The 19862-nt window shown below is 44.4% G+C and carries 18 protein-coding genes; 5 read left to right on the top strand and 13 right to left on the bottom strand.

The window, feature by feature from the left end:
- Positions 1-1014: a fumarylacetoacetate hydrolase family protein gene (locus tag AAFX28_RS15630; RefSeq protein WP_408688994.1), complete on the top strand. Its 1014-nt coding sequence runs from the start codon at positions 1-3 to the stop codon at positions 1012-1014.
- A complete protein-coding gene (gene maiA, locus AAFX28_RS15635; protein WP_408688995.1) occupies positions 1007-1660 on the top strand; it encodes a maleylacetoacetate isomerase in 654 nt (217 codons plus the stop codon). Before AAFX28_RS15630 ends, maiA begins: the two co-directional genes overlap by 8 nt.
- Here the strand turns inward: maiA and AAFX28_RS15640 are convergent.
- From AAFX28_RS15640 to AAFX28_RS15665, 6 genes are all read right to left on the bottom strand, one after another.
- Positions 1614-2564 (bottom strand): GGDEF domain-containing protein, encoded by a 951-nt coding sequence (locus AAFX28_RS15640; RefSeq protein WP_408688997.1) that lies wholly within the window; start codon positions 2562-2564, stop codon positions 1614-1616. The two genes, maiA and AAFX28_RS15640, sit on opposite strands and share 47 nt — an antisense overlap.
- A gap of 383 nt (positions 2565-2947) precedes the next feature.
- Positions 2948-3133: a hypothetical protein gene (locus AAFX28_RS15645; RefSeq protein WP_408688998.1), complete on the bottom strand. Its 186-nt coding sequence runs from the start codon at positions 3131-3133 to the stop codon at positions 2948-2950.
- A 170-nt stretch (positions 3134-3303) separates the two neighbouring features.
- Positions 3304-4335 (bottom strand): hypothetical protein, encoded by a 1032-nt coding sequence (locus tag AAFX28_RS15650; RefSeq protein WP_408689000.1) that lies wholly within the window; start codon positions 4333-4335, stop codon positions 3304-3306.
- A 154-nt stretch (positions 4336-4489) separates the two neighbouring features.
- Complete coding sequence (locus tag AAFX28_RS15655) at positions 4490-5158, bottom strand: OmpA family protein (protein ID WP_408689002.1); 669 nt, start codon at positions 5156-5158, stop codon at positions 4490-4492.
- A 143-nt stretch (positions 5159-5301) separates the two neighbouring features.
- Entirely contained in the window at positions 5302-5985 is a 684-nt protein-coding gene (locus AAFX28_RS15660) for a DUF2786 domain-containing protein (RefSeq protein WP_408689004.1), read from the bottom strand.
- Positions 5986-6191: 206 nt separating this feature from the next.
- Positions 6192-6872 carry a DUF3334 family protein gene (locus AAFX28_RS15665; RefSeq protein WP_408689006.1) on the bottom strand — a complete coding sequence of 227 codons (681 nt, stop codon included), beginning with the start codon at positions 6870-6872 and terminating at the stop codon, positions 6192-6194.
- A gap of 202 nt (positions 6873-7074) precedes the next feature.
- Here AAFX28_RS15665 and AAFX28_RS15670 point away from each other — a divergent pair, with 202 nt between their 5' ends.
- Together AAFX28_RS15670 and AAFX28_RS15675 are read left to right on the top strand one after the other, a co-directional pair.
- Entirely contained in the window at positions 7075-10107 is a 3033-nt protein-coding gene (locus AAFX28_RS15670) for an FAD-linked oxidase C-terminal domain-containing protein (protein ID WP_408689008.1), read from the top strand.
- A gap of 64 nt (positions 10108-10171) precedes the next feature.
- Positions 10172-10633, top strand: coding sequence for a methyltransferase family protein (locus AAFX28_RS15675; protein WP_408689010.1), 462 nt, complete (start codon positions 10172-10174; stop codon positions 10631-10633).
- A 71-nt stretch (positions 10634-10704) separates the two neighbouring features.
- Here AAFX28_RS15675 and hutH read toward each other — a convergent pair whose 3' ends face one another.
- The 5 genes from hutH to hutC all read right to left on the bottom strand — a co-directional run bounded on the left by hutH (position 10705) and on the right by hutC (position 17061).
- Entirely contained in the window at positions 10705-12246 is a 1542-nt protein-coding gene (gene hutH / locus AAFX28_RS15680) for a histidine ammonia-lyase (RefSeq protein WP_408689012.1), read from the bottom strand.
- A gap of 11 nt (positions 12247-12257) precedes the next feature.
- Positions 12258-13955: a urocanate hydratase gene (hutU, locus tag AAFX28_RS15685; RefSeq protein WP_408689014.1), complete on the bottom strand. Its 1698-nt coding sequence runs from the start codon at positions 13953-13955 to the stop codon at positions 12258-12260.
- A gap of 85 nt (positions 13956-14040) precedes the next feature.
- Positions 14041-15039 carry a formimidoylglutamase gene (hutG, locus tag AAFX28_RS15690; RefSeq protein WP_408689016.1) on the bottom strand — a complete coding sequence of 333 codons (999 nt, stop codon included), beginning with the start codon at positions 15037-15039 and terminating at the stop codon, positions 14041-14043.
- The gene (gene hutI / locus AAFX28_RS15695) at positions 15032-16243 is read right to left on the bottom strand and encodes an imidazolonepropionase (protein ID WP_408689018.1); all 1212 of its coding nucleotides are present in this window, start codon (positions 16241-16243) and stop codon (positions 15032-15034) included. The genes hutG and hutI overlap by 8 nt, the downstream gene beginning before the upstream one ends.
- Positions 16244-16350: 107 nt before the next feature.
- Entirely contained in the window at positions 16351-17061 is a 711-nt protein-coding gene (gene hutC / locus AAFX28_RS15700) for a histidine utilization repressor (protein ID WP_408689020.1), read from the bottom strand.
- A 190-nt stretch (positions 17062-17251) separates the two neighbouring features.
- On the opposite strand from hutC, the gene AAFX28_RS15705 reads away from it, so the two are divergent.
- Positions 17252-17995: a sporulation protein gene (locus tag AAFX28_RS15705; protein ID WP_408689021.1), complete on the top strand. Its 744-nt coding sequence runs from the start codon at positions 17252-17254 to the stop codon at positions 17993-17995.
- On the opposite strand, the gene AAFX28_RS15710 is transcribed toward AAFX28_RS15705, so the two are convergent.
- Entirely contained in the window at positions 17988-18968 is a 981-nt protein-coding gene (locus AAFX28_RS15710; RefSeq protein ID WP_408689023.1) for a DUF3187 family protein, read from the bottom strand. The genes AAFX28_RS15705 and AAFX28_RS15710 overlap by 8 nt on opposite strands.
- 108 nt (positions 18969-19076) lie before the next feature.
- The gene (locus AAFX28_RS15715) at positions 19077-19850 is read right to left on the bottom strand and encodes a phosphoribosylglycinamide formyltransferase (protein ID WP_408689025.1); all 774 of its coding nucleotides are present in this window, start codon (positions 19848-19850) and stop codon (positions 19077-19079) included.
- Positions 19851-19862 lie beyond the last annotated feature (12 nt).

Below are 19862 nucleotides of genomic sequence, written 5' to 3' on the forward strand. Positions count from 1 at the left end.
ATGAAATTAGCGAGTTTAAAAGATAACAGCCGTGATGGTTTGCTGGTGGTGGTGAGCCGTGATCTCACCAAATGTGTTGCTGTTCCTGAAGTTGCTCAAACGATGCAGTATGCTCTAGATAATTGGGATGGTGTGGAATCTCAACTCAATGAGGTCTATGTTGCTCTTAACAATGGGGAACTGACGAAGGAAATTACCTTTGACCAAGCGCTTTGTGAATCGCCTTTACCGCGAGCTTATCAATGGGCAGATGGCTCTGCGTATGTGAACCACGTAGAGCTTGTTCGAAAAGCGCGCGGTGCGGAAATGCCCCCAAGTTTTTGGACTGATCCATTGATGTATCAGGGGGGATCAGATGCTTTCATTGGCCCGAGAGACAATATTCCGACAATCAGTGAAGAGTGGGGTATTGATTTTGAAGGTGAGGTTGCCGTGGTCACGGGGGACGTTCCGATGGGTGCATCGGTTAACCAAGCTGCCCAATCAATTCGCTTGATCATGCTGGTAAATGATGTGTCGTTGCGTGGGTTGATCCCTAATGAACTCGGCAAAGGCTTTGGCTTTTTCCAATCTAAACCTTCTTCAGTTTTTTCCCCGGTAGCAGTAACGCCAGATGAACTAGGTAGCCATTGGGATGGGGGCAAGGTGAACCTTCCATTGTTGAGCTTTTATAATAATGAGCCTTTCGGTTGCCCGAACGCGGGTGTTGATATGACTTTTGAATTTCCGGAGCTAATTGCACATGCAGCGAAGAGTCGTCCTTTGTCAGCAGGGGCGATTATTGGCTCAGGGACGGTGTCTAATAAGCAGGGGACAGAATATGGTACGTCGATACCTGAAGGCGGTGTTGGCTATTCATGTATTGCTGAAGTGCGAATGATCGAAACGATTCGAGATGGTTCGCCGTCGACTTCATTCATGAAGTTTGGTGATCGAATAAAAATGGAAATGCTTAACGATCAAGGTGAGTCCATATTCGGTGCGATTGACCAGCAAGTGGTGAAATATGAGTGATCGTATTCTTTATGGTTACTGGCGGTCATCGGCAGCTTATAGAGTACGTATTGCACTAAACCTGAAAGGGTTAGAATATCAGCAACGCTCTGTGCATTTGGTCAAAGGTGGTGGAGAGCAACACTCCGCCAACTTTAAGCAGCTGAACCCAAATCAGTTGGTGCCTGTGCTGGTTGATAATAGCCTCGTACTCAATCAATCTCTGTCTATTATTGATTATCTTGATGAAACTTATCCTGATAGTTTGCTCGTGCCGAAAAGTGGTGAGTCACGATATTTGGTAAAGGCTCTTGCCCAAGATATAGCGGTTGATATCCACCCTCTGAATAATTTAAGAGTGCTGCAATACTTGACGAAAGAGCTTCATGTTGATGATGCAGATAAAGCCACTTGGTATAAACATTGGATAGCTACGGGCTTTGAAGCCTTGGAACTACGAATTGCGAGCACGAGAGGTCAATATTGTGTTGGCGATGACATCTCACTCGTCGACGTTTGTTTGGTCCCTCAAATCTATAATGCTCGTCGATTTGGTGTTGATCTGACAAGCTATCCGAATCTACTTGATGTGACAACGTCACTTGGAAGGGTCAGAGCATTTACGTTAGCAGCTCCTGAGAGACAGCCTGATGCGGATGTAACCTGATCGTAGCCACGATATTTCTCCCGCCCTCTTTTGCTCGATAGAGGGCTTGATCGGATTGCTCAATCAACTCGTTGATATGAGAGTCAGACTGCGGTTCTGTCATTGATACACCGACACTGACCGTGACCATATCTGAACATGAGGAGTATTGATGATAAAGCTGAGAGTTCTCGACGTTAAATCGGATCTCTTCTGCAATCTCAATAGCCTGATTGAGTCCAACGTTTGGCAATACAGCGACAAACTCTTCCCCACCAACTCGTGCGAAAAATCCATCACAGTGACTAATGTCGACCTTGTCTAAGCTATGAGCAACCATTTTAATTGCCTCGTCCCCGGCTATGTGGCCGTAGTTATCGTTGTATGCCTTGAAATGGTCAATATCGAATAAAACCAAGCATAGGGGTTGGCGTGCAGTGATGGATTTGTGCCAAATCTTTTCTATCTCTTGGTTGAAATACATACGGTTCTTAAGACCTGTCAGCGCATCCTCTTCGGCGAGCTTTTTAATGGCGACATTGGCGTCTGACAGCTGTTGAATCAAGTGTTCTTTTTCTATTGCCTCTGCGATTCGAGTCGTTGCTTTACGGTGCAAGATTTTGGTGTAAAGAGTGACGTAAATCGTACCCGAGATAATGATAATAAAGGCTTCAAAATAGAGTTGAAGTTCAAAAGTAAAATAGGCGGCAAGTGGAGCCATTAGTGACCAAAAATAGGTTTGAAGGGAGGTAATCGAGTTGATGTGGAAAATAGTCCCTGCATAAGCTAGCGCAGTACACCAAAACGTAGTCGCCATTAGGTTTCGTTCGGGATCAATTTGAATGAACCAGATAGAGCCAATAGACCAGACAAAGCCAAGTAGGGAGCGAGTTGAGATAAGTCCTAGCCAATCAAGCTTATTCATCGATGAACTCAAGATGCGAGGTCGTAGGTGCTTATCTAGGCAATAGCGTAAGGCAATAATGCTAGGAAATAAAATTGCCCATGTTATAAGTTGGTTCGAGAGCCCGTAAAAATAGAATGAAATGGAAAGTACAATAGTGGCTAAGATAGTGTGAACAAAAGCAACGATTGGGAAAGCGTCTATCATCTCGATATGCTTTCTACGGATTAACTCACTTTCTAAAGTACGTTCCATTTTATAGGGTGTTATTCTGTAATGTATGGTTGAAATTACCTTAATCCGAGAATGATGTAAACAAGTGAGAACCTTGTTAGTAGGTGATATAAATGCAAAAAGGCCACCCAGATGGCGGCCCTTATTTCTTCAATGGAGAAGCGAACAACTTATCGTAAACCGTTAGGACTACGTTCTCTTTGCTGTAGTTCGGCGATGTTAAATTGACGTACATCTAGCGTTGCTAAGTCATTGCACTCTTTGCATGAATGGTGGCATAGACCATCAACATATTCATGCTTGGCAAGCATACTTGGCTTTTTACACCAGTCACAAATGCCTTCGATCGTAAACATAATACTCTCCCCACCTTTATTAGTTAGGTGTTATTTTCGCGGCAGAGTATGGCATAACGAACATGGTTTGGTTAAGTATTTGTTATGATTAATGGGAGGGTGATCGATTGCGCGGCCAAGTATTGTAAGGCTTGTCGTGTTTCCCCAATCAATTGTGATTGATAATGTAACTATTTGTTAATATTTTTTATGATGAGTTTTAGCGCTTGGTTGAGACGTTTCATCTCAGCATCACTTCCCTTAAGATCCGGATGGTAAATTTTTGAGAGTTGCTTATAGCGAGCTTTAACTTGTTTTTCATCAGGTATGTTTGCTGGACTAAATCCAAATAGCGCGCATGCTAGCGTCAATGGTTTTTCTTTAGCCGTCGAATCGGTATTTTGTGGTTTTACCGAGTTAACTTGCTGCTTCTTAACATGGCGATAAAGCGTTTCTAGTTGACGTTTTTGTTGTTTTATCAGCTGGTCTTTTCTCTTTATCTCACGTTCCAACTTAATGTATCTTCGCCTAGCATCTCCGTCACTCTCCGTCGCGGTATGTGCAAGACGTTTATTGGTACGAAGTAGCCATAAAATTGTCATTAGACTAAACCCAAGAAGGGCTAAAGTGCCGTATAGAGTTAGGTTCTTATCTTTTTGGCTATCAGCGATGGACTGAGCTTTTGGGCTTACTTCAATATCACTTGTATCGAAGGCGACCTCAAGTTGATCAATCGCTGCCACTTGCTTTGCTCGGCGGGCATTAAACTGAGCCTCTAGCACTCGGGCATAATCTTCTTCTGCCTTAGGATCCTGGCGAGCAGCTTCTTGATACCATAATTCTGCAAGGTCTAGCGCGTTGGGCTGTTGTTGGGTTTCTTCATAAATTTGGCCTAATAATTTGGCCGCTTCAGAGTTGTCACTGTTTGCAGCTCGACTCAACCAGAATATTGCATTCTCAATATCGGGTTTGGTTCCAATACCTTTAAAGTAGGCTTGACCTAATGCGCTTGCAGCGTTGTGGCTACCATTTTCAGCGGCTTGTTGATACCAATAAAAGGCTTCCGAGTCGGAACGGTCTACTTGATCACCACTGGCGTAGCGTTTTGCTAATTCAAGTTGTGCGTGGACATTCTGATTTTGTGCACTCTCGATAAGCTCTTCTATCGACTGCGCAAAGCATGAAGAAGATAGCAACAACAGCAGTAAAGGAAGTGTGCGCAAAGTGACCTCGAAAATTGTCTGAACCAACTTAACTATTTGCTAAGTATATCAATTAGCATGCAGAGATAGAGGTAGATAAGCAAAATTTGTGTGACTGACACAAAAATGGCTTCCGAGGAAGCCATTTTTACTAGGGTTTTGTGCTATCGCAATATTATTTCAGAGGTAGAATTTGAATCTCTACGCGACGGTTACATGCACGGCCTTCAGTTGTGCTGTTAGTACATAGTGGATAGCGTTCGCCATTACCACGTGCAATAGCGCGGCCAGCGGCTACACCTTGAGAAACTAGGTATGAGCGTACAGATTCAGCACGGCGCTCTGATAATGTTTGGTTTGTGGTATCGCTACCAGTACTGTCAGTGTGACCGTCAATCACTAGGCTAGTGTCTGGGTATTCAACCAAAATACGCGCAACACCACGCAGTGTATTGTGAATGCTTGGGTCTAGGGCGTAAGAGCTTGACTGGAAGCCAATGCCATTTTCTAAGCGAAGCAACAGTTGGTTTTCACCGACACGTTCGACTTGAACGCCTGAATCTAACAGCTCTTTACGAAGCGCTGCCTCTTGTTGGTCAAAGTAGTAACCCACACCACCGCCTACAGCGGCACCACCTGCAGCACCAATTAGTGCATGTTTACGACGTTCATCAGCGTCATCACCTGTTGCTAGGCCAACAGCTGCGCCGGTAATTGCACCGATAAGAGCGCCTTTCGTCGCTGAGTTTGTTTCTGATTCACCAGTCGTCGCGTTTTGGCGTTGAGTTGCTTGACAACCAGTTAGGGCAATTGCAACTGCTAGAGCAAGTGTGATTTTTTTCACGTTAACATCTCCGTGTATTATTTTAGGTTCCCGTCATTCTTACGGGTAATCAGTATCTAGTGAATTAACCTTATGATATCCCTTATGTCAATTCAAAAAACATAAATTGACAGAATATTAATGTTCACTGAGCGTTTTTTGCTCTATCGGAGCATCTTTGGTGCTTGAGCACCGTTGATTGGGCGGTTGACTGAGACAGTGCGGCCTTTCTTGAGACCAACTTCGTAGTCTTCAGTGATGTTCTTCATCGCTTCTCTTAACTGCTGCTTGAAGGTTTCTCGGTCAATATTTTGAAATTCTTTATCGATGTAATCATCAATCTTTTTTGCTGACTCTTCATCAGGGCTGATGATCGGAAGCTTCTCTAAAGCACCTTCGACCCACCCAGAAAGGAATGAATTAACGCGTCGGGTCACCTCAGTGTTGGATGTGCCGGAACCAGCAAATCCATTTCTGAACTTACCAGTTTGTTCGTTCATTTCGCGATAGATGATATCGAAAGCAAAAGCAGCGAAAATTGCGCGATCCGCTTCACCAATAAATTCCACGCGCTTTAGGCCTTTATGGTTAAGCAACACAGCTTCCACCCCAAATTTGGTGTTAATGCCGCGAATGATTCTAAGCAGATTTGAACCGACATTTGCAGGAAGCAGGTGAGTCGACTGGGTTTTTCCCATCTTGATAAACTCGATATCGTCTTTATCGAGGCCATATTTCAGCATCAGACGGTGTGCCATTTTAATCGCATTTGCTGCTTCGTTTACGTTGGCAGAGTTACCAAGCTCTAAACATTTTGCAATTTTTTTAAGGGCTTTTTGTTTATCCATCGACCGGAACAAATCTCACTAATTTTACGAAGTCGGACATTTTAACGTGTTATGAGAAAAAACGGAAATAATGAAATTGAATGGAATACGAGAAATCGGTCACCAATACGTGTCTCGACGAAGAAAAGCGGGAAGTATTTATTCAATAAAAAACGCCACCCGTGAGAAGGGTGGCGTAGAAAGAGATTTACGAAGAATGGTGTCGGTTAGATACCTAGTTCATCTAAGAGATCGTTAGCATTTGAGCCAGTTTCTTCTTTTGGTTGTTGTTTGGATTTCATCTTTTGCTGGGCTTGCTCCAGAATTGCATCTGGGCTTTCATCTTCAGCGGCTTCAAACTCTTCCAATTGAATGAACTCAGTTTTGTCCATCGCAAGTTCTAGGTAGAAGATATTGCCTTGCTCGGTTGAGAAGGTCACACGGCGAGCTTGTGGACGGTCAAGGTTTGTATCTACTGATAGGTTTACTTGCTTGTTAAGTGCCAACATTTTTGGTTGGTTCTGCGTGATGTGAGTGTGCAGATCTTTGCGAACTTGGTTAGTAAAGTTACCTACTAATTGGTTCATAAGCTCACCCAGAACGTCTGCGACTTCGTCTGAAGTGTGGAGAACCGCTAACTCTTCCTCGGGCATTCCCATGTTGCGCATGTAGTTTGTGTAAACCTCAAGTGCTGCTTTTGAAGTGAAGTTGATAACAACCAGGCCAGAGAACCCTCCATCAAATAGGACAAAGCACCCAAAGTCAGGTTTTAAGCTGGTTTTAGTGATCTTTTGAACCATAGCAGAGTAGGAAACTTGCGAACTCGTCGCCGAACTCAATACGCCAGAAACGGACTGGCATAACTTCAATAGAATATCTTCTGTTGTGATGACTTTATTTTTCTTCATTGATGATTCGCTCATAGAGACACTTCAAATTGTTTTTGTTAATTCTAAGTGTGGGAAAAAAATGCGATAAGTTCCATTCTGACACTGCATTTCTGTTTTGATCACCCTTTTAAATGTTGTAAAGTGACGAGATTCAAATAATAGTTCAAATTATAGCGAACCCAGTGCTGATTGGATCAGCGTCGTAGGGAGCAGGAAGCAAATGTTACCAAGATTACATTCTCAGTCGGATGTGGATCCGATTGTTCTCACCTTTCTTAAAGAGCTCGAAGCCGCTGGTTTCACGGGCGATATAGAAAGTCAGTTCTCTAGCCGTTTAGCGGTCGCCACTGACAACAGTGTCTATCAGCAATTGCCACAAGCGGTTGTACATCCCAAAAGCACTCAAGATGTCACCCTCATAGGCAAGCTGAGCAAAGAATCCAAGTACGAAAGAGTCACATTTTCCCCTCGCGGTGGAGGTACCGGAACCAATGGTCAGTCCTTGACTAAAGGTATCGTGGTCGATCTTTCTCGTCATATGAACAAAGTACTCGAAATCAATGAAGATGAAGGTTGGGTTCGTGTTCAAACTGGCGTGGTAAAAGATCAGCTTAATGATGCGGTTCGTCCATACGGATATTTTTTCTCTCCGGATCTATCCACAAGTAACCGTGCGACATTGGGTGGGATGATCAATACCGACGCTTCGGGCCAAGGCTCTCTAAAATATGGTAAAACATCGGATCATGTTTTATCTCTACAAGCCGTGTTCGCTGATGGCTCTATTATTGAATCCGACTTGTCTCACGGTATGCCAAAAGAAGGTGAGTACGCTTTCAATGCTTATCACACCACAGAGAGCGTATGTCGTGAAAAACGAGCTCAGATTGATGAGAAGTTTCCACCGCTCAACCGCTTCTTAACGGGCTATGACCTGAAAAACGCTTTAGATGTAGAGAATGACAAATTCGATTTAACTCGTGTGCTATGTGGCGCTGAGGGCTCACTGGCGTTTATCACGGAAGCTAAGCTCAACCTCACTCCGATACCTAAGGCGAGAACTTTAGTTAACGTTAAATACAACAGCTTTGATTCCGCGCTACGCAACGCTCCATTTATGGTTGAAGCCAATGCCCTGTCTGTTGAAACTGTCGATTCAAAAGTATTGAACCTCGCCAAGCAAGACATTGTTTGGCATACGGTGAGTGACTTATTGACGGATGTACCTGGTAAAGACATGCAGGGCATCAACATGGTTGAGTTTGCAGGCCAAGATGTCGAAGAGGTTAATGCACAAGTCGACGCTTTAAGTCGCCGCCTTGATGCGATGTTAGAAAGCAATGAAGCTGGCATTATTGGTTATCAAGTATGTAGCGACGTCGCAAGCATAGGCCGTATCTACAATATGCGTAAGAAAGCGGTTGGTTTATTAGGTGCAGCGAAAGGCAGGGCGAAACCTGTCGCGTTTGCCGAAGATACCTGCGTTCCTCCAGAGAATTTAGCCGATTTTATTGCTGAGTTTAGAGTGCTGCTTGATGAGAAATCGTTGAATTATGGCATGTTTGGCCATGTCGATGCTGGTGTACTCCATGTTCGTCCTGCATTAGATCTATGTGATCCTAAACAAGAAGCGTTGATGCATGAGATCTCAGATGAAGTGGTCAAACTGGTAGCAAAATATGGTGGTTTAATGTGGGGTGAGCACGGTAAAGGCTTTCGCTCAGAGTATGGAGCAGAGTTCTTTGGTGATGAACTGTTTACAGAACTTCGCCGCGTCAAATCCGCCTTTGACCCGCACAACAAGATGAACCCAGGCAAAATTTGTACGCCTTTAGAAAGTAACCAAGAGCTTGTTAAAGTGACGGATACAAAGCGTGGCTACTACGATCGCCAGATTGATGTTCAAGTTCGAGACAGCTTTAAGCAAGCGATGGAATGTAATGGCAATGGCCTGTGTTTTAACTACGACACTTCCTCGCCAATGTGCCCGTCGATGAAGGTGACGGCAGACAGGAGACACTCTCCAAAAGGCCGAGCAGGAATGGTTCGAGAATGGCTACGCCAATTGACGGATCAGGGTGTTGATATTCTGGATCTTGAGCATCAAGCTCTTTCTGACAATACCTCGATCAAAACTATGATTGAGCGCGTTCGCAATAGTTTAAATAAACGTCACGAATATGACTTTTCACATGAAGTCTATGAGGCGATGAATGGCTGTCTAGCCTGTAAAGCATGTGCGAGTCAGTGTCCGATTAAAGTGGATGTCCCAAGTTTCCGCTCGCGTTTCCTAAATATCTACTATTCACGTTATCAACGCCCAGCAAAAGATTACTTGGTGGCGAATATCGAAACCATGTTACCCGTATTGGCTAAAGCACCTAAGCTGGTTAATGGCGCGTTAAAGCAAGGGTGGGTGCAAGATCTCACCGCTAAAACGGTAGGTTATGTTGATTCACCATTGCTATCAGTGCCGACGCTGAACAAGCGACTTTCGGATTTGAAAGTTTTCGATTTACAACAGTTGGCTGCGTTATCTAAAGAAGATAAAGCAAACCATGTTGTGATCGTTCAAGATCCGTTTACCAGCTACTACGACGCTCAAGTGGTTGAAGATTTTGCCGCATTAGTGAGTAAGTTGGGTAAGACACCAGTATTACTGCCATTTAAGCCAAATGGTAAAGCTCAGCATGTGAAAGGTTTCCTCAAGAAGTTTGCAGATAGCGCCAAGAATACTGCAGCGTTCTTACAACAAATAGCTGACATTAATATCCCACTTGTTGGGGTCGACCCAGCATTGGTGCTTTGTTATCGAGACGAATACCAAGAGGTTTTGCAAGAGAAACGTGGTGATTTCCAAGTTCTTACTGTGCATGAATGGTTAGAGCCAAAGCTGCAAGAGTTTGTCGAACGAGATGCTAATGGTGATGAACCATGGTACTTGTTTGCACACTGCACGGAAAAAACTAAGATGCCAAACGCTGAGAAAGAGTGGGGCAAGATCTTTGCTCACTTTGGCGCTCGACTGAATACCGTTCCTGTGGGCTGTTGTGGTATGGCGGGCACCTTTGGTCATGAGGTGGACAAGCTACAGATGTCGAAAGATATATACGCTCTAAGCTGGAAGCCAAGGCTTCAAGACCTACCTAAAGAGCGATGCCTTGTTACGGGGTACTCATGTAGGAGCCAAGTTAAACGCTTTGAGAATGAGAAAGTGCAGCATCCACTCCAAGCGCTTCTAAAAATAATCTAACTTTAAATAGCTCAGCCCCGGTGGTTGAGCTATTTTTATAGGTAACTAATTGAAGAGAAAGTAGATGGATGTGTTAGAGCGAAAGATCCCACCTGTAGCTTTGTTTGTCCTATTTGTTGTGGCTATTAATCACCTTAGTCATGAGTTTGTGCGGTTTACCGTCAACTTACCTCTGAACTTGGTGGTGTTTTTAGTATGCTTTGCGATTGCGGGTATCGTTGGTATCGCGGGCGTTTATGAGTTTCGGCGAGCGCAGACAACGGTAAACCCGATAAAGGTCGATGATGCATCAACAGTGGTCGATAGCGGTATTTTTGCTTTCACTCGCAACCCTATGTACCTAGGGTTGTTCTTACTGTTGTTCGGTTTTGCTTATTGGCAGCAGAACCTTGTCTCAATCACTTTTTCTTTTACTTTTATTCTCTATATGAACCGCTTTCAAATCCGCCCAGAAGAAAAAGCTTTAGAGTCTCTATTTGGTGCAGCTTATTTAGATTACAAACAAAGAGTAAGGCGTTGGATTTAGTTAAGCGGATAGTCAAATATACGAAAAGCCCTGCTGAGTAAGCAGGGCTTTTATTTATCTCGTACTAAATCTTAAGTGAGTTTCACGCTCGGTAACAGTGCGTCTGGCATTAAGTGGTTATGTACGGCTAGTTTGAGTAACGCGTTAGCAGCTTCAATATCTGGAGCGAAGTAACGATCTTTGTCGTAGAACGAAACTTTCTCACGCAAGATATGTTTTGCTTCCTCTATACGCGCTGACGACTTGTTTGGTGCTCGGAAATCGAGTCCTTGAGCTGCCGATAAATACTCAACCGCGAGAATTCCACGGGTGTTTTCTGCCATATCACGCAAGCGTCGACCGGCGAACGTAGCCATAGACACGTGATCTTCTTGGTTTGCTGATGTAGGCAAGCTATCCACAGACGCAGGGTGGGCCAATGTTTTGTTCTCACTCGCCAATGCTGCTGAAGTTACTTGAGCAATCATAAAGCCAGAATTCACGCCGCCATTATCAACAAGGAATGGAGGAAGCTTTGAAAGCGCGCTATCAATCAGCAAAGCCATACGACGTTCAGAAAGACTCCCCACTTCTGCAATCGCAATCGCTAAGTTGTCAGCAGCCATTGCCACAGGTTCAGCATGGAAGTTACCACCAGAAATAATGTCGCCATCTTCAGCGAAAACCAGCGGGTTATCGGAGACTGAGTTAGCTTCGACTTGCAAAATATCGGCAGCATTGCGGATTTGCTGTAGACATGCTCCCATCACCTGAGGCTGACAGCGTAACGAATATGGATCTTGTACCTTTTCACAAGCGGTATGGGACTCACCAATCTCACTGTTGATATCAAGAAGGTGACGATACGCCGCTGCAGCATCCATTTGACCACGATGACCGCGAACACGATGGATACGAGGATCAAATGGGCGACGACTACCTAACGCGGCTTCAACCGACATCGCACCACACACGGTCGCAGAGGCAAATAAATCTTCTGCAGCAAAGAGCCCCTCAAGCGCAAAAGCAGTAGACGCTTGCGTGCCGTTTAATAACGCTAGCCCTTCCTTCGGTGCTAAGGTGATTGGCTCTAATCCTGCAATCTTAAGCGCTTCAATGCCCGAAATGATTTTGCCGTTGTGGCGTGCCTGTCCTTCGCCAAGTAGTACCGTGCTCATGTGAGCAAGTGGTGCTAGGTCACCTGATGCACCCACTGAGCCTTTTTGTGGAACACAAGGGTAAACTTGAGAGTTTACTAGGTCGATCAGTGCTTGAATGACTTTCAGACGAATACCTGAATAGCCGCGCGATAAGCTGTTAATCTTTAGTACCATCATCAGTCTAACGGTTTCGTCAGACATAAATTTGCCTATACCTGCTGCGTGAGAAAGGACGATACTTTTCTGTAGAGTTTCCAGATCTTCAGGGGCGATACGTGTATTTGCCAATAAGCCAAAGCCAGTGTTGATACCATAGACAGTGCGATCTTCGGCAATAACCTGTTCAACAACTTGTGTGCTTTCTTCTATCGCCGGGATTGCTTCTGGGTCAAGAGAAAGATTGATTGGTGAGCGGCTGATCTGTCGAAGTAGCGCAAGGTTCAATTTCCCTGGCTTAAGTTCTAGGTTTAACATCTTCATAATCCTTATTTAAGCTTACGCAATTCTTCGTTCAACATTGGCAGATCTAAGCCTTGTTCCGAAGCACACTGTTTAGCGATGTCATAGCCTGCATCAGCATGACGCATAACACCTGTTGCAGGGTCGTTGTGGAGAACACGAGAAATACGCTCAGAAGCATCTTGGCTACCATCACAACAAATTACCATACCAGAGTGCTGAGAGAAGCCCATACCAACGCCACCGCCGTGATGTAAAGAAACCCATGTTGCACCACCTGCAGTATTCAGTAGTGCATTGAGTAGTGGCCAATCTGAAACGGCATCTGACCCGTCCATCATACCTTCTGTTTCACGGTTTGGACTTGCAACCGATCCCGAATCTAAATGATCGCGACCGATGACGATTGGCGCTTTAAGTTCTCCATTTTTAACCATTTCATTGAAGGCTTGGCCAAGGCGTTCACGGTCTTTCAAGCCAACCCAACAGATACGTGCAGGTAAGCCTTGGAATTGAATACGCTCACGCGCCATATCCAACCAATTATGTAGATGTGGATTGTCTGGAATAAGCTCTTTCACTTTTTGGTCTGTTTTATAGATATCTTCAGGATCGCCTGAAAGTGCTGCCCAGCGGAATGGCCCAATACCTTCACAGAATAGTGGACGAATATAAGCAGGAACAAATCCAGGGAAGTCGAACGCATTTTCTACGCCTTTTTCTAGCGCCATTTGACGAATGTTGTTTCCGTAATCAAGTGTCGCAGCGCCACGCTCTTGAAGAGCTAGCATTGCTTTAACTTGAATCGCCATTGACTCTTTTGCAGCATCAACAACCATGGCTTCATCTTTCTGGCGCATATCTGCGGCGTGTTCCATTGACCAACCGATTGGCAAGTAACCGTTCAACGGATCATGTGCAGACGTTTGGTCGGTGACGACATCTGGAGTGATATTACGTTCTACTAGCTCTGGGAATACATCAGCGGCGTTACCAAGTAAGCCAACAGAAACGGGGGTTTCAGATTCATAAATGATCGCCAATGCTTCATCTAAGCTGGTCGCTTTTTTGTCAACGTAACCTGTGCGTAAGCGGTAATCAATACGTGACTCATCGCACTCTACTGCAATCATAGAGAAGCCTGCCATGGTTGCTGCAAGAGGTTGAGCGCCGCCCATACCACCTAGGCCACCAGTAAGAACCCAACGACCTTTCGCATTACCATCAAAGTGCTTTTTCGCGACAGAGACGAACGTTTCGTATGTGCCTTGTACAATGCCTTGTGAGCCAATGTAGATCCAGCTTCCCGCAGTCATTTGGCCATACATCATCAGACCTTCTTTATCGAGCTCATTGAAGTGCTCCCAATTAGCCCAGTGAGGCACAATGTTTGAGTTAGCAATCAATACTCTTGGGGCATTTTTATGAGTTGGAAAAACACCGACGGGTTTGCCTGATTGAACCAGCAATGTTTGATCATCTTCTAGACGTTCTAATACCTCAACGATTTTGTCATAACATTCCCAATTGCGGGCTGCACGGCCAATACCACCATAGACAACTAAAGCGTGAGGGTGTTCTGCAACATCCGGGTCTAAGTTGTTCATCAGCATTCGAAGTGGTGCTTCCGTTAGCCAAGATTTTGCTCTCAAGGTCGTGCCGTGTGGCGCACGTATTGTTCTAGTAGTGTCGAGACGCATATCCTCTACTTGGCGCTGTGTCATGGTAAAACTCCTTGTGGTTCACGTTATCCAGACAAACGGGGGCTAGGACGCTAAAGCATCATAGGGGCTAGCCATTGTCTGGTTGTTATTTTTCTGAGAAGGCGTTTGCGATATCCCAACATAGACGAGCGGCGAGACGTGCTGTCTGACTGTCTACGTCGTAAGTTGGGTTGTATTCTGCGATATCGGCAATGGCCAGTTTTTGTTTGTAATGTAAAATTCGGTCGATAAATGGTGCGATCGTATCAATACTGACACCACGAGCAGCGGGCGCACTTACACCGGGTGCGGTGGCAGCAGGGAATACATCAAGGTCAATGGTCAGGTAGATAAAGTCGCAGTTATCAATAAAATGCTGTAGCTGAGTCAAGTGATATACCTGATTAAGAGAAGTCAGCTCCTTATCTTCGATGTACCAAACATCAAGCTCATCAGCGCGTTTAAATAGCGCTTCAGTATTGCTGGCTTTGCTTACGCCCAAACAGGCATAGTGGAAAGGCCAACCTTTATCGTGGCAATATTTTTGAATTTGATTAAATGGGGTACCAGAGCTTGGTTTGACATCGGCATGCTCACTTTCAAAAGCACGCAAATCAAAGTGAGCATCGAAGTTGATTATGCCAATCTTAGGTGGCTTCGAGGGATTGATGTACTCAAAGTACTGAGCTAACCCTTGAAATGATGCCCATGCTACCTCATGCCCTCCGCCTAACGTGATGACTGGCGTAGATTTGAGTGCTGTAGCAATGACATCCGCACACTGAGCCTGACTTTGTTCAAGTTGGTCATCGTCACAAATGACATTGCCAAGGTCGATGAGATTGCTTTCTTTGTGCCATGCTAAATTGGCTAGTGCTCGTCGGATTAAATCTGGAGCACGATGAGCGCCAATACGGCCTTTATTTCGAGCGACACCCGCGTCACAGCAAAAACCAAGAATACTCACCGCATTGTGGTACGGCTGTAGCTCGGTGACTTGAATTTGTTTGATGACGTGGTGAACGCGCTTTCCTTGCGCTCCATCTTCAGCGTCGTGGCGACCCTGCCAATGAAACTCTTGATTAGTGGTTAACTGATTAGACATGATCCAATACTCCAGCGACAAGGCGAGCAGAGAGTCTAGGCGCACCTTGGAAATAGCTAAACTCAGCTGGATGAGATACGTCCCAGATCGCTAGATCAGCGTCAAACCCGTTGTCTATCTGGCCTCTAGTTTCACCATAGCCAAGCGCTTTAGCTGCATTTGCGGTAACTCCGCGAAGCGTTTCTTCTGGTGTTAATCCAAACAGAGTGCAGCCCATATTCATCATCATAGTTAAATCTGAGAATGGTGATGTGCCTGGGTTCAAATCTGTAGCGATTGCCATAGGAACTTTGTATTGACGCAGCAGTTCAATTGGGGGGAGCTGAGTTTCTTTCAAGAAATAGAACGCACCAGGAAGTAGGGTAGCTACAGTATTGGCAGCCGCTAAAGCTTTAACGCCAGATTCATCTAAGAACTCGATATGATCGGCGGAGAGGCCTGAGTAGTTGGCGGTTAATGCCGTCCCACCCAAGTTTGACAGTTGTTCAGTGTGACCTTTTACGTGAAGCCCATGCTCAATAGCGGCCTTAAACACTTTTTCGGTTTGTGACACATTAAAGCCGATAGACTCACAGAAAACATCGACGCTGGTGGCGAGTTTTTCATCTGCGACAATGGGGATAATCTCTTTGCACACCAGTTCAATATAATCGTCTTGACGACCCGCATACTCAGGAGGTAGCGCATGCGCTGCGAGTAACGTTGTCGTAATACGAATTTTACGATGCGCTTCTAACGCTTTCGCTGCGCGTAACATTTTGAGCTCGTCAGCGACAGTTAGCCCATAGCCAGATTTAATCTCTACCGAAGTAACACCAGTACGAATCAAACCATCCAGCCTTGGTAGTGCCATTTCCGTTAACTGCTCTTCAGAGGCTAGGCGAGTCGCCTTTACTGTAGATAGAATACCGCCACCTTGTTTGGCTATTTCTTGATACGGTACGCCTTTGAGACGTTTTTCAAATTCATCTGCTCGACTGCCAGCAAAGATAAGGTGGGTGTGACAATCAATAAAGCCAGGGGTAACTAGCTTCCCTTGGCAATCGTATGTCACCGTAGAATCAATCGGTTGCTGTGATATAGAGGCAATGCGCCCGTCTTTGATTTGAATATGGCAAAGAGGCGAAATGGTGTATCCATCTTGCCCCGGTGTCATCGACACGACCTTGGCATTGGATAAGACTAGGTCACTACAAAAACTCATAACGAATGCTCTGATTTAAATGTATATACAATTATTCGTTTAAATCAGTCAATTGATCAAGTTTAATGTTGCGAAAATGTGATCAGTAAAAAGTATGAAATTCTTTATCAGAGTAAAACTTTAGAGCTTAATTTGTATCTTGTCCCTGGATGGTAGAGTAATGCCGTACTGACTAAGCGTTCATCGCTCCAGGTTCTTCGATTTAACAACAGGCAGGGCTCATTTATCGCGAGTCTCAATGCTGAGCGCACAGAGTCATCAGCAACGATTGCTTCAACAGTATGTTCGATGGCACTTAATGGGCAATTTTCTGAAAGATACTGGTTGGGAGTCATTTGAGAAAAATCTTGTTCAAGATAGTTAGGAGCGTAGCCCGCGTTGACCCAGCGAAGCTCTAACTGAATAGGGGAGTTATCTTCAAAGTGAATGATTTCACTATAGAAAATCTCACTACCTAACATGACGCCAAGCTTCATTGCTACAGTGTCGTCTGCGTTCAACGAGATCTGCTTGATCACCTTGCTGCTGTATTGCTTTCCTCTTTGTTCGACTTCCTTCGCGATGTTGCGAATATCAAGTAGTGGTGATTCCGCTTTGTCATCTGGTGCACAAACGAAAGTGCCCAAGCGAGGTCGTCTTACTAAGCGGCCTTCAGCAACCAGATCACGAATGGCTTTATTTACGGTCATCCTACTTACGTTAAACTGCTTGGTGAGTTCAATCTCAGTCGTGATGCGATGTCCCACAGGCCAAAACCCTTGGTCGATCTGATCGGAAATAAACTGCTTAATTTGAAGATAAAGAGGTGAACTGTTCATAAAACTCTAACTTAGATATTTGACTATACAAATGGTTATACATTTGCAGGATTAATGCAAGTTATTGCTCTACCGATACTGTGAAACCTCACCTGTGCGCACGTTTTTTCAGGCTCTTGAGAGAAAGCCCTTGCATAAATGGTGTCATCAGGATAAATCAGTAGACGCAATATAATCATAAGGACAATCTATGTTTGGAAAGTTAAAAGCTTCTTTGGGAATTGGCGCGGCGAAAGTGGATACAGTTTTAGACAGTATGTCTGTTTTTCAGGGAGATACACTAAAAGGTACCGTCCATATCCAAGGTGGTGACGTAGAGCAGCAAATTGATGCAATTAACCTAAAGCTGTGTACAGAAGTAAAAGTCGAGAGTGATGAAAGTACGAGCTACCAAGATTTCATTATCGGTAAACTTCAAGCTGTTCAACCTTTTGTTATTCAGCCAAACGAAACTAAACAAGTTCCTTTTGAATTTAAGTTGAATGATGAGACTCCGGTCACGGCGTTAAATGCGCTGAAAAATCAATGTCATGTATGGGTGGAAACGACTCTCGATATTGATTTTGCAATTGATCCGAAAGATCGAGATTTCGTTGAAGTTAAACCGCTTCCTGTTGTAGCGAAAGTACTGTCAGCGATTGAGCAGGCAGGTTTTGGCATGGTGAAAGCTGATGTCGAGAAAGGCTTTTTACGTGGTGGTAACTTCTCTTCTAAATCAGGTTGCTATCAAGAAATCGAATTTCGTAGCAATGGTTTTATTAATAAGAAAGAAATTGAGGTTTCCTTCATCCTTGACGGCAATCTAGTTCATTGTCTTGCAGAGGTTGACCGATCGTTCAGTATGAGAGGTGATCAATACCTTTCGTTTTCTCTGGCAAGAAGTGCATCAGATAGTGAAATTGCCTCAGCCGTCAATCGCATCTTGTCTATCTAGATTCGCTAGGTCCAAAACGGTAGCGAAACGCAACACCAAAAGCGATGTCGGTACTGTTGTCGGCATTAAACATATTTTCTACCGCAGTGATCTCCACTGCGGTATTTTTAAGTGTATAGCGATAGGCATAGGTAAATTCGGTGGATGGCTTAGAAAACTCTCCACCATCATTTGTTACTCCTTGTAGTACGACTAATTGCCCAATAAATGAATGGTTTTCAAACAGTTGGTAACGATAACTAGCGCCAAATGTCCAGGTTCGGTCTCTATATGGCATCTTTTCAAATACAGTTGGAGTATTACGAAAGGTGATAGCTGCAATCGTGTCTAGGGCATGTTTATCACGAACATAGCCATAGTTAATTTGTATTGCTTGTTCAAAATCTGATGAACTAAAAATGCCGCGAGACGTGTCATTGAAGTACAAAGATGCACCAATCGACACGCCGTGATGTTGTTGACTGAAAACCTGATACTGCAGGTAACTAGTGAGAGCGTGACTTAAGGTTTCTCCTCGAAATCCTTCCTCTTGAATGCCATATTTCGGCATATTAATAACAAAGCGGTTGTTATCGACATTATCTCTGCCATTCTGATCTAAGCCGAAGGCATCGTGAAAATCTTTTGTTAACCCATCTAGATGATTGTTTCCCGCGTAATTCCAGCGATAGTTCAGGTCGATCTGCCAGTTTTCGCTGAACTGCCATTTTCCACCTATAGCGATTTGATTTTGGTAATAGTCGAGTTCATATTCGTCTGTCACTGCCCAAATACTAGAAACAACACCAGAAGCGTATATTTCAAAATGTGCCAATGGCATTGAAAACCCTGAACGGACTTGAGGAGAAAGGTTGTTGGTGTGGAAAGGTGATTGAGTATAGCCTTGGACGGGACCGAAACCATCGTCACTATAGGCCATCATTGGCAATAGTAAGCTGATTAACGCGGTGAGCTTTCCATTGCGTACACGCATAGTCACCCCAAACTTTATTATTAATACTTTAATCAAAAGGTAGTTTAAAAGTTTGGGTTTTACGAAAAATCACGGCCATTCAGGGAGAGGGGAATGACCGTGTTAAGGTTATGCAGCACTTAGATGGGTAGTGATGTAAGGCTGCCAAGCGTTTTGGTATAACTCTTTAGATTCTCGACGCATATTTTTAATCTGAGCCTGTTCAAACTCATTAAAATCACGAGACTCGACTGCCGCAGTACGTTCGATTTTCTGAATTCGTTCGTAGATCGCGTGCTCTGGGCCGCTTTTAACGTCAGCAATTGCTTTTAGGTGCAACTGAACTTCTGCCACTAAGTTTGTTTTTGGCAATTGGACGAGTAGGTTAAGGTCTCGGTAGCCTGAAGCAGCAGGTTTTTTGAAGCGATTCTTAACTTTGACGATCGTCGTTTCTCGGTTTAGAACTTCGTACGCAGACATCAGACTTTCAATATCGTCAGCAACAATAGTTGCGCGTGCAAGGTCTGTAATTCGGGCAGTCTGACCGTCAAGTTCATAGGCGATTTTTTCTTTCGCACGTTGAGATGATTTTACGCCCGCGAAATAAGATTCAGTGGAAGTCAGTAGAGCAGTACTTTTACAAAGCGTCTCTAGTTCAGCTTGTGCTTGGTGAGCTTTGCTATAAAGCACGTCGAAATCAGAATAAGGTTGTAGTGGTGAAGTCGACATAGATTGAATGCCGTAAAGGCCGCTTAGGTTATGTTTGAATGCTTTTGAGCAAACTTCGTTCTGATTAGTAGAACGATTTTCCTCGTTACCTGGTGCGGTTGGAATAGCAGCGAATGCAGGTGCACGGCTGAGCATTAGTAGCATCAGGGCCGTAGTTCGCAAAAATAGGCTCATTCACTCTCCTTA

This window comes from Vibrio sp. TBV020 (assembly GCF_046056895.1).
GTDB lineage: Bacteria > Pseudomonadota > Gammaproteobacteria > Enterobacterales > Vibrionaceae > Vibrio.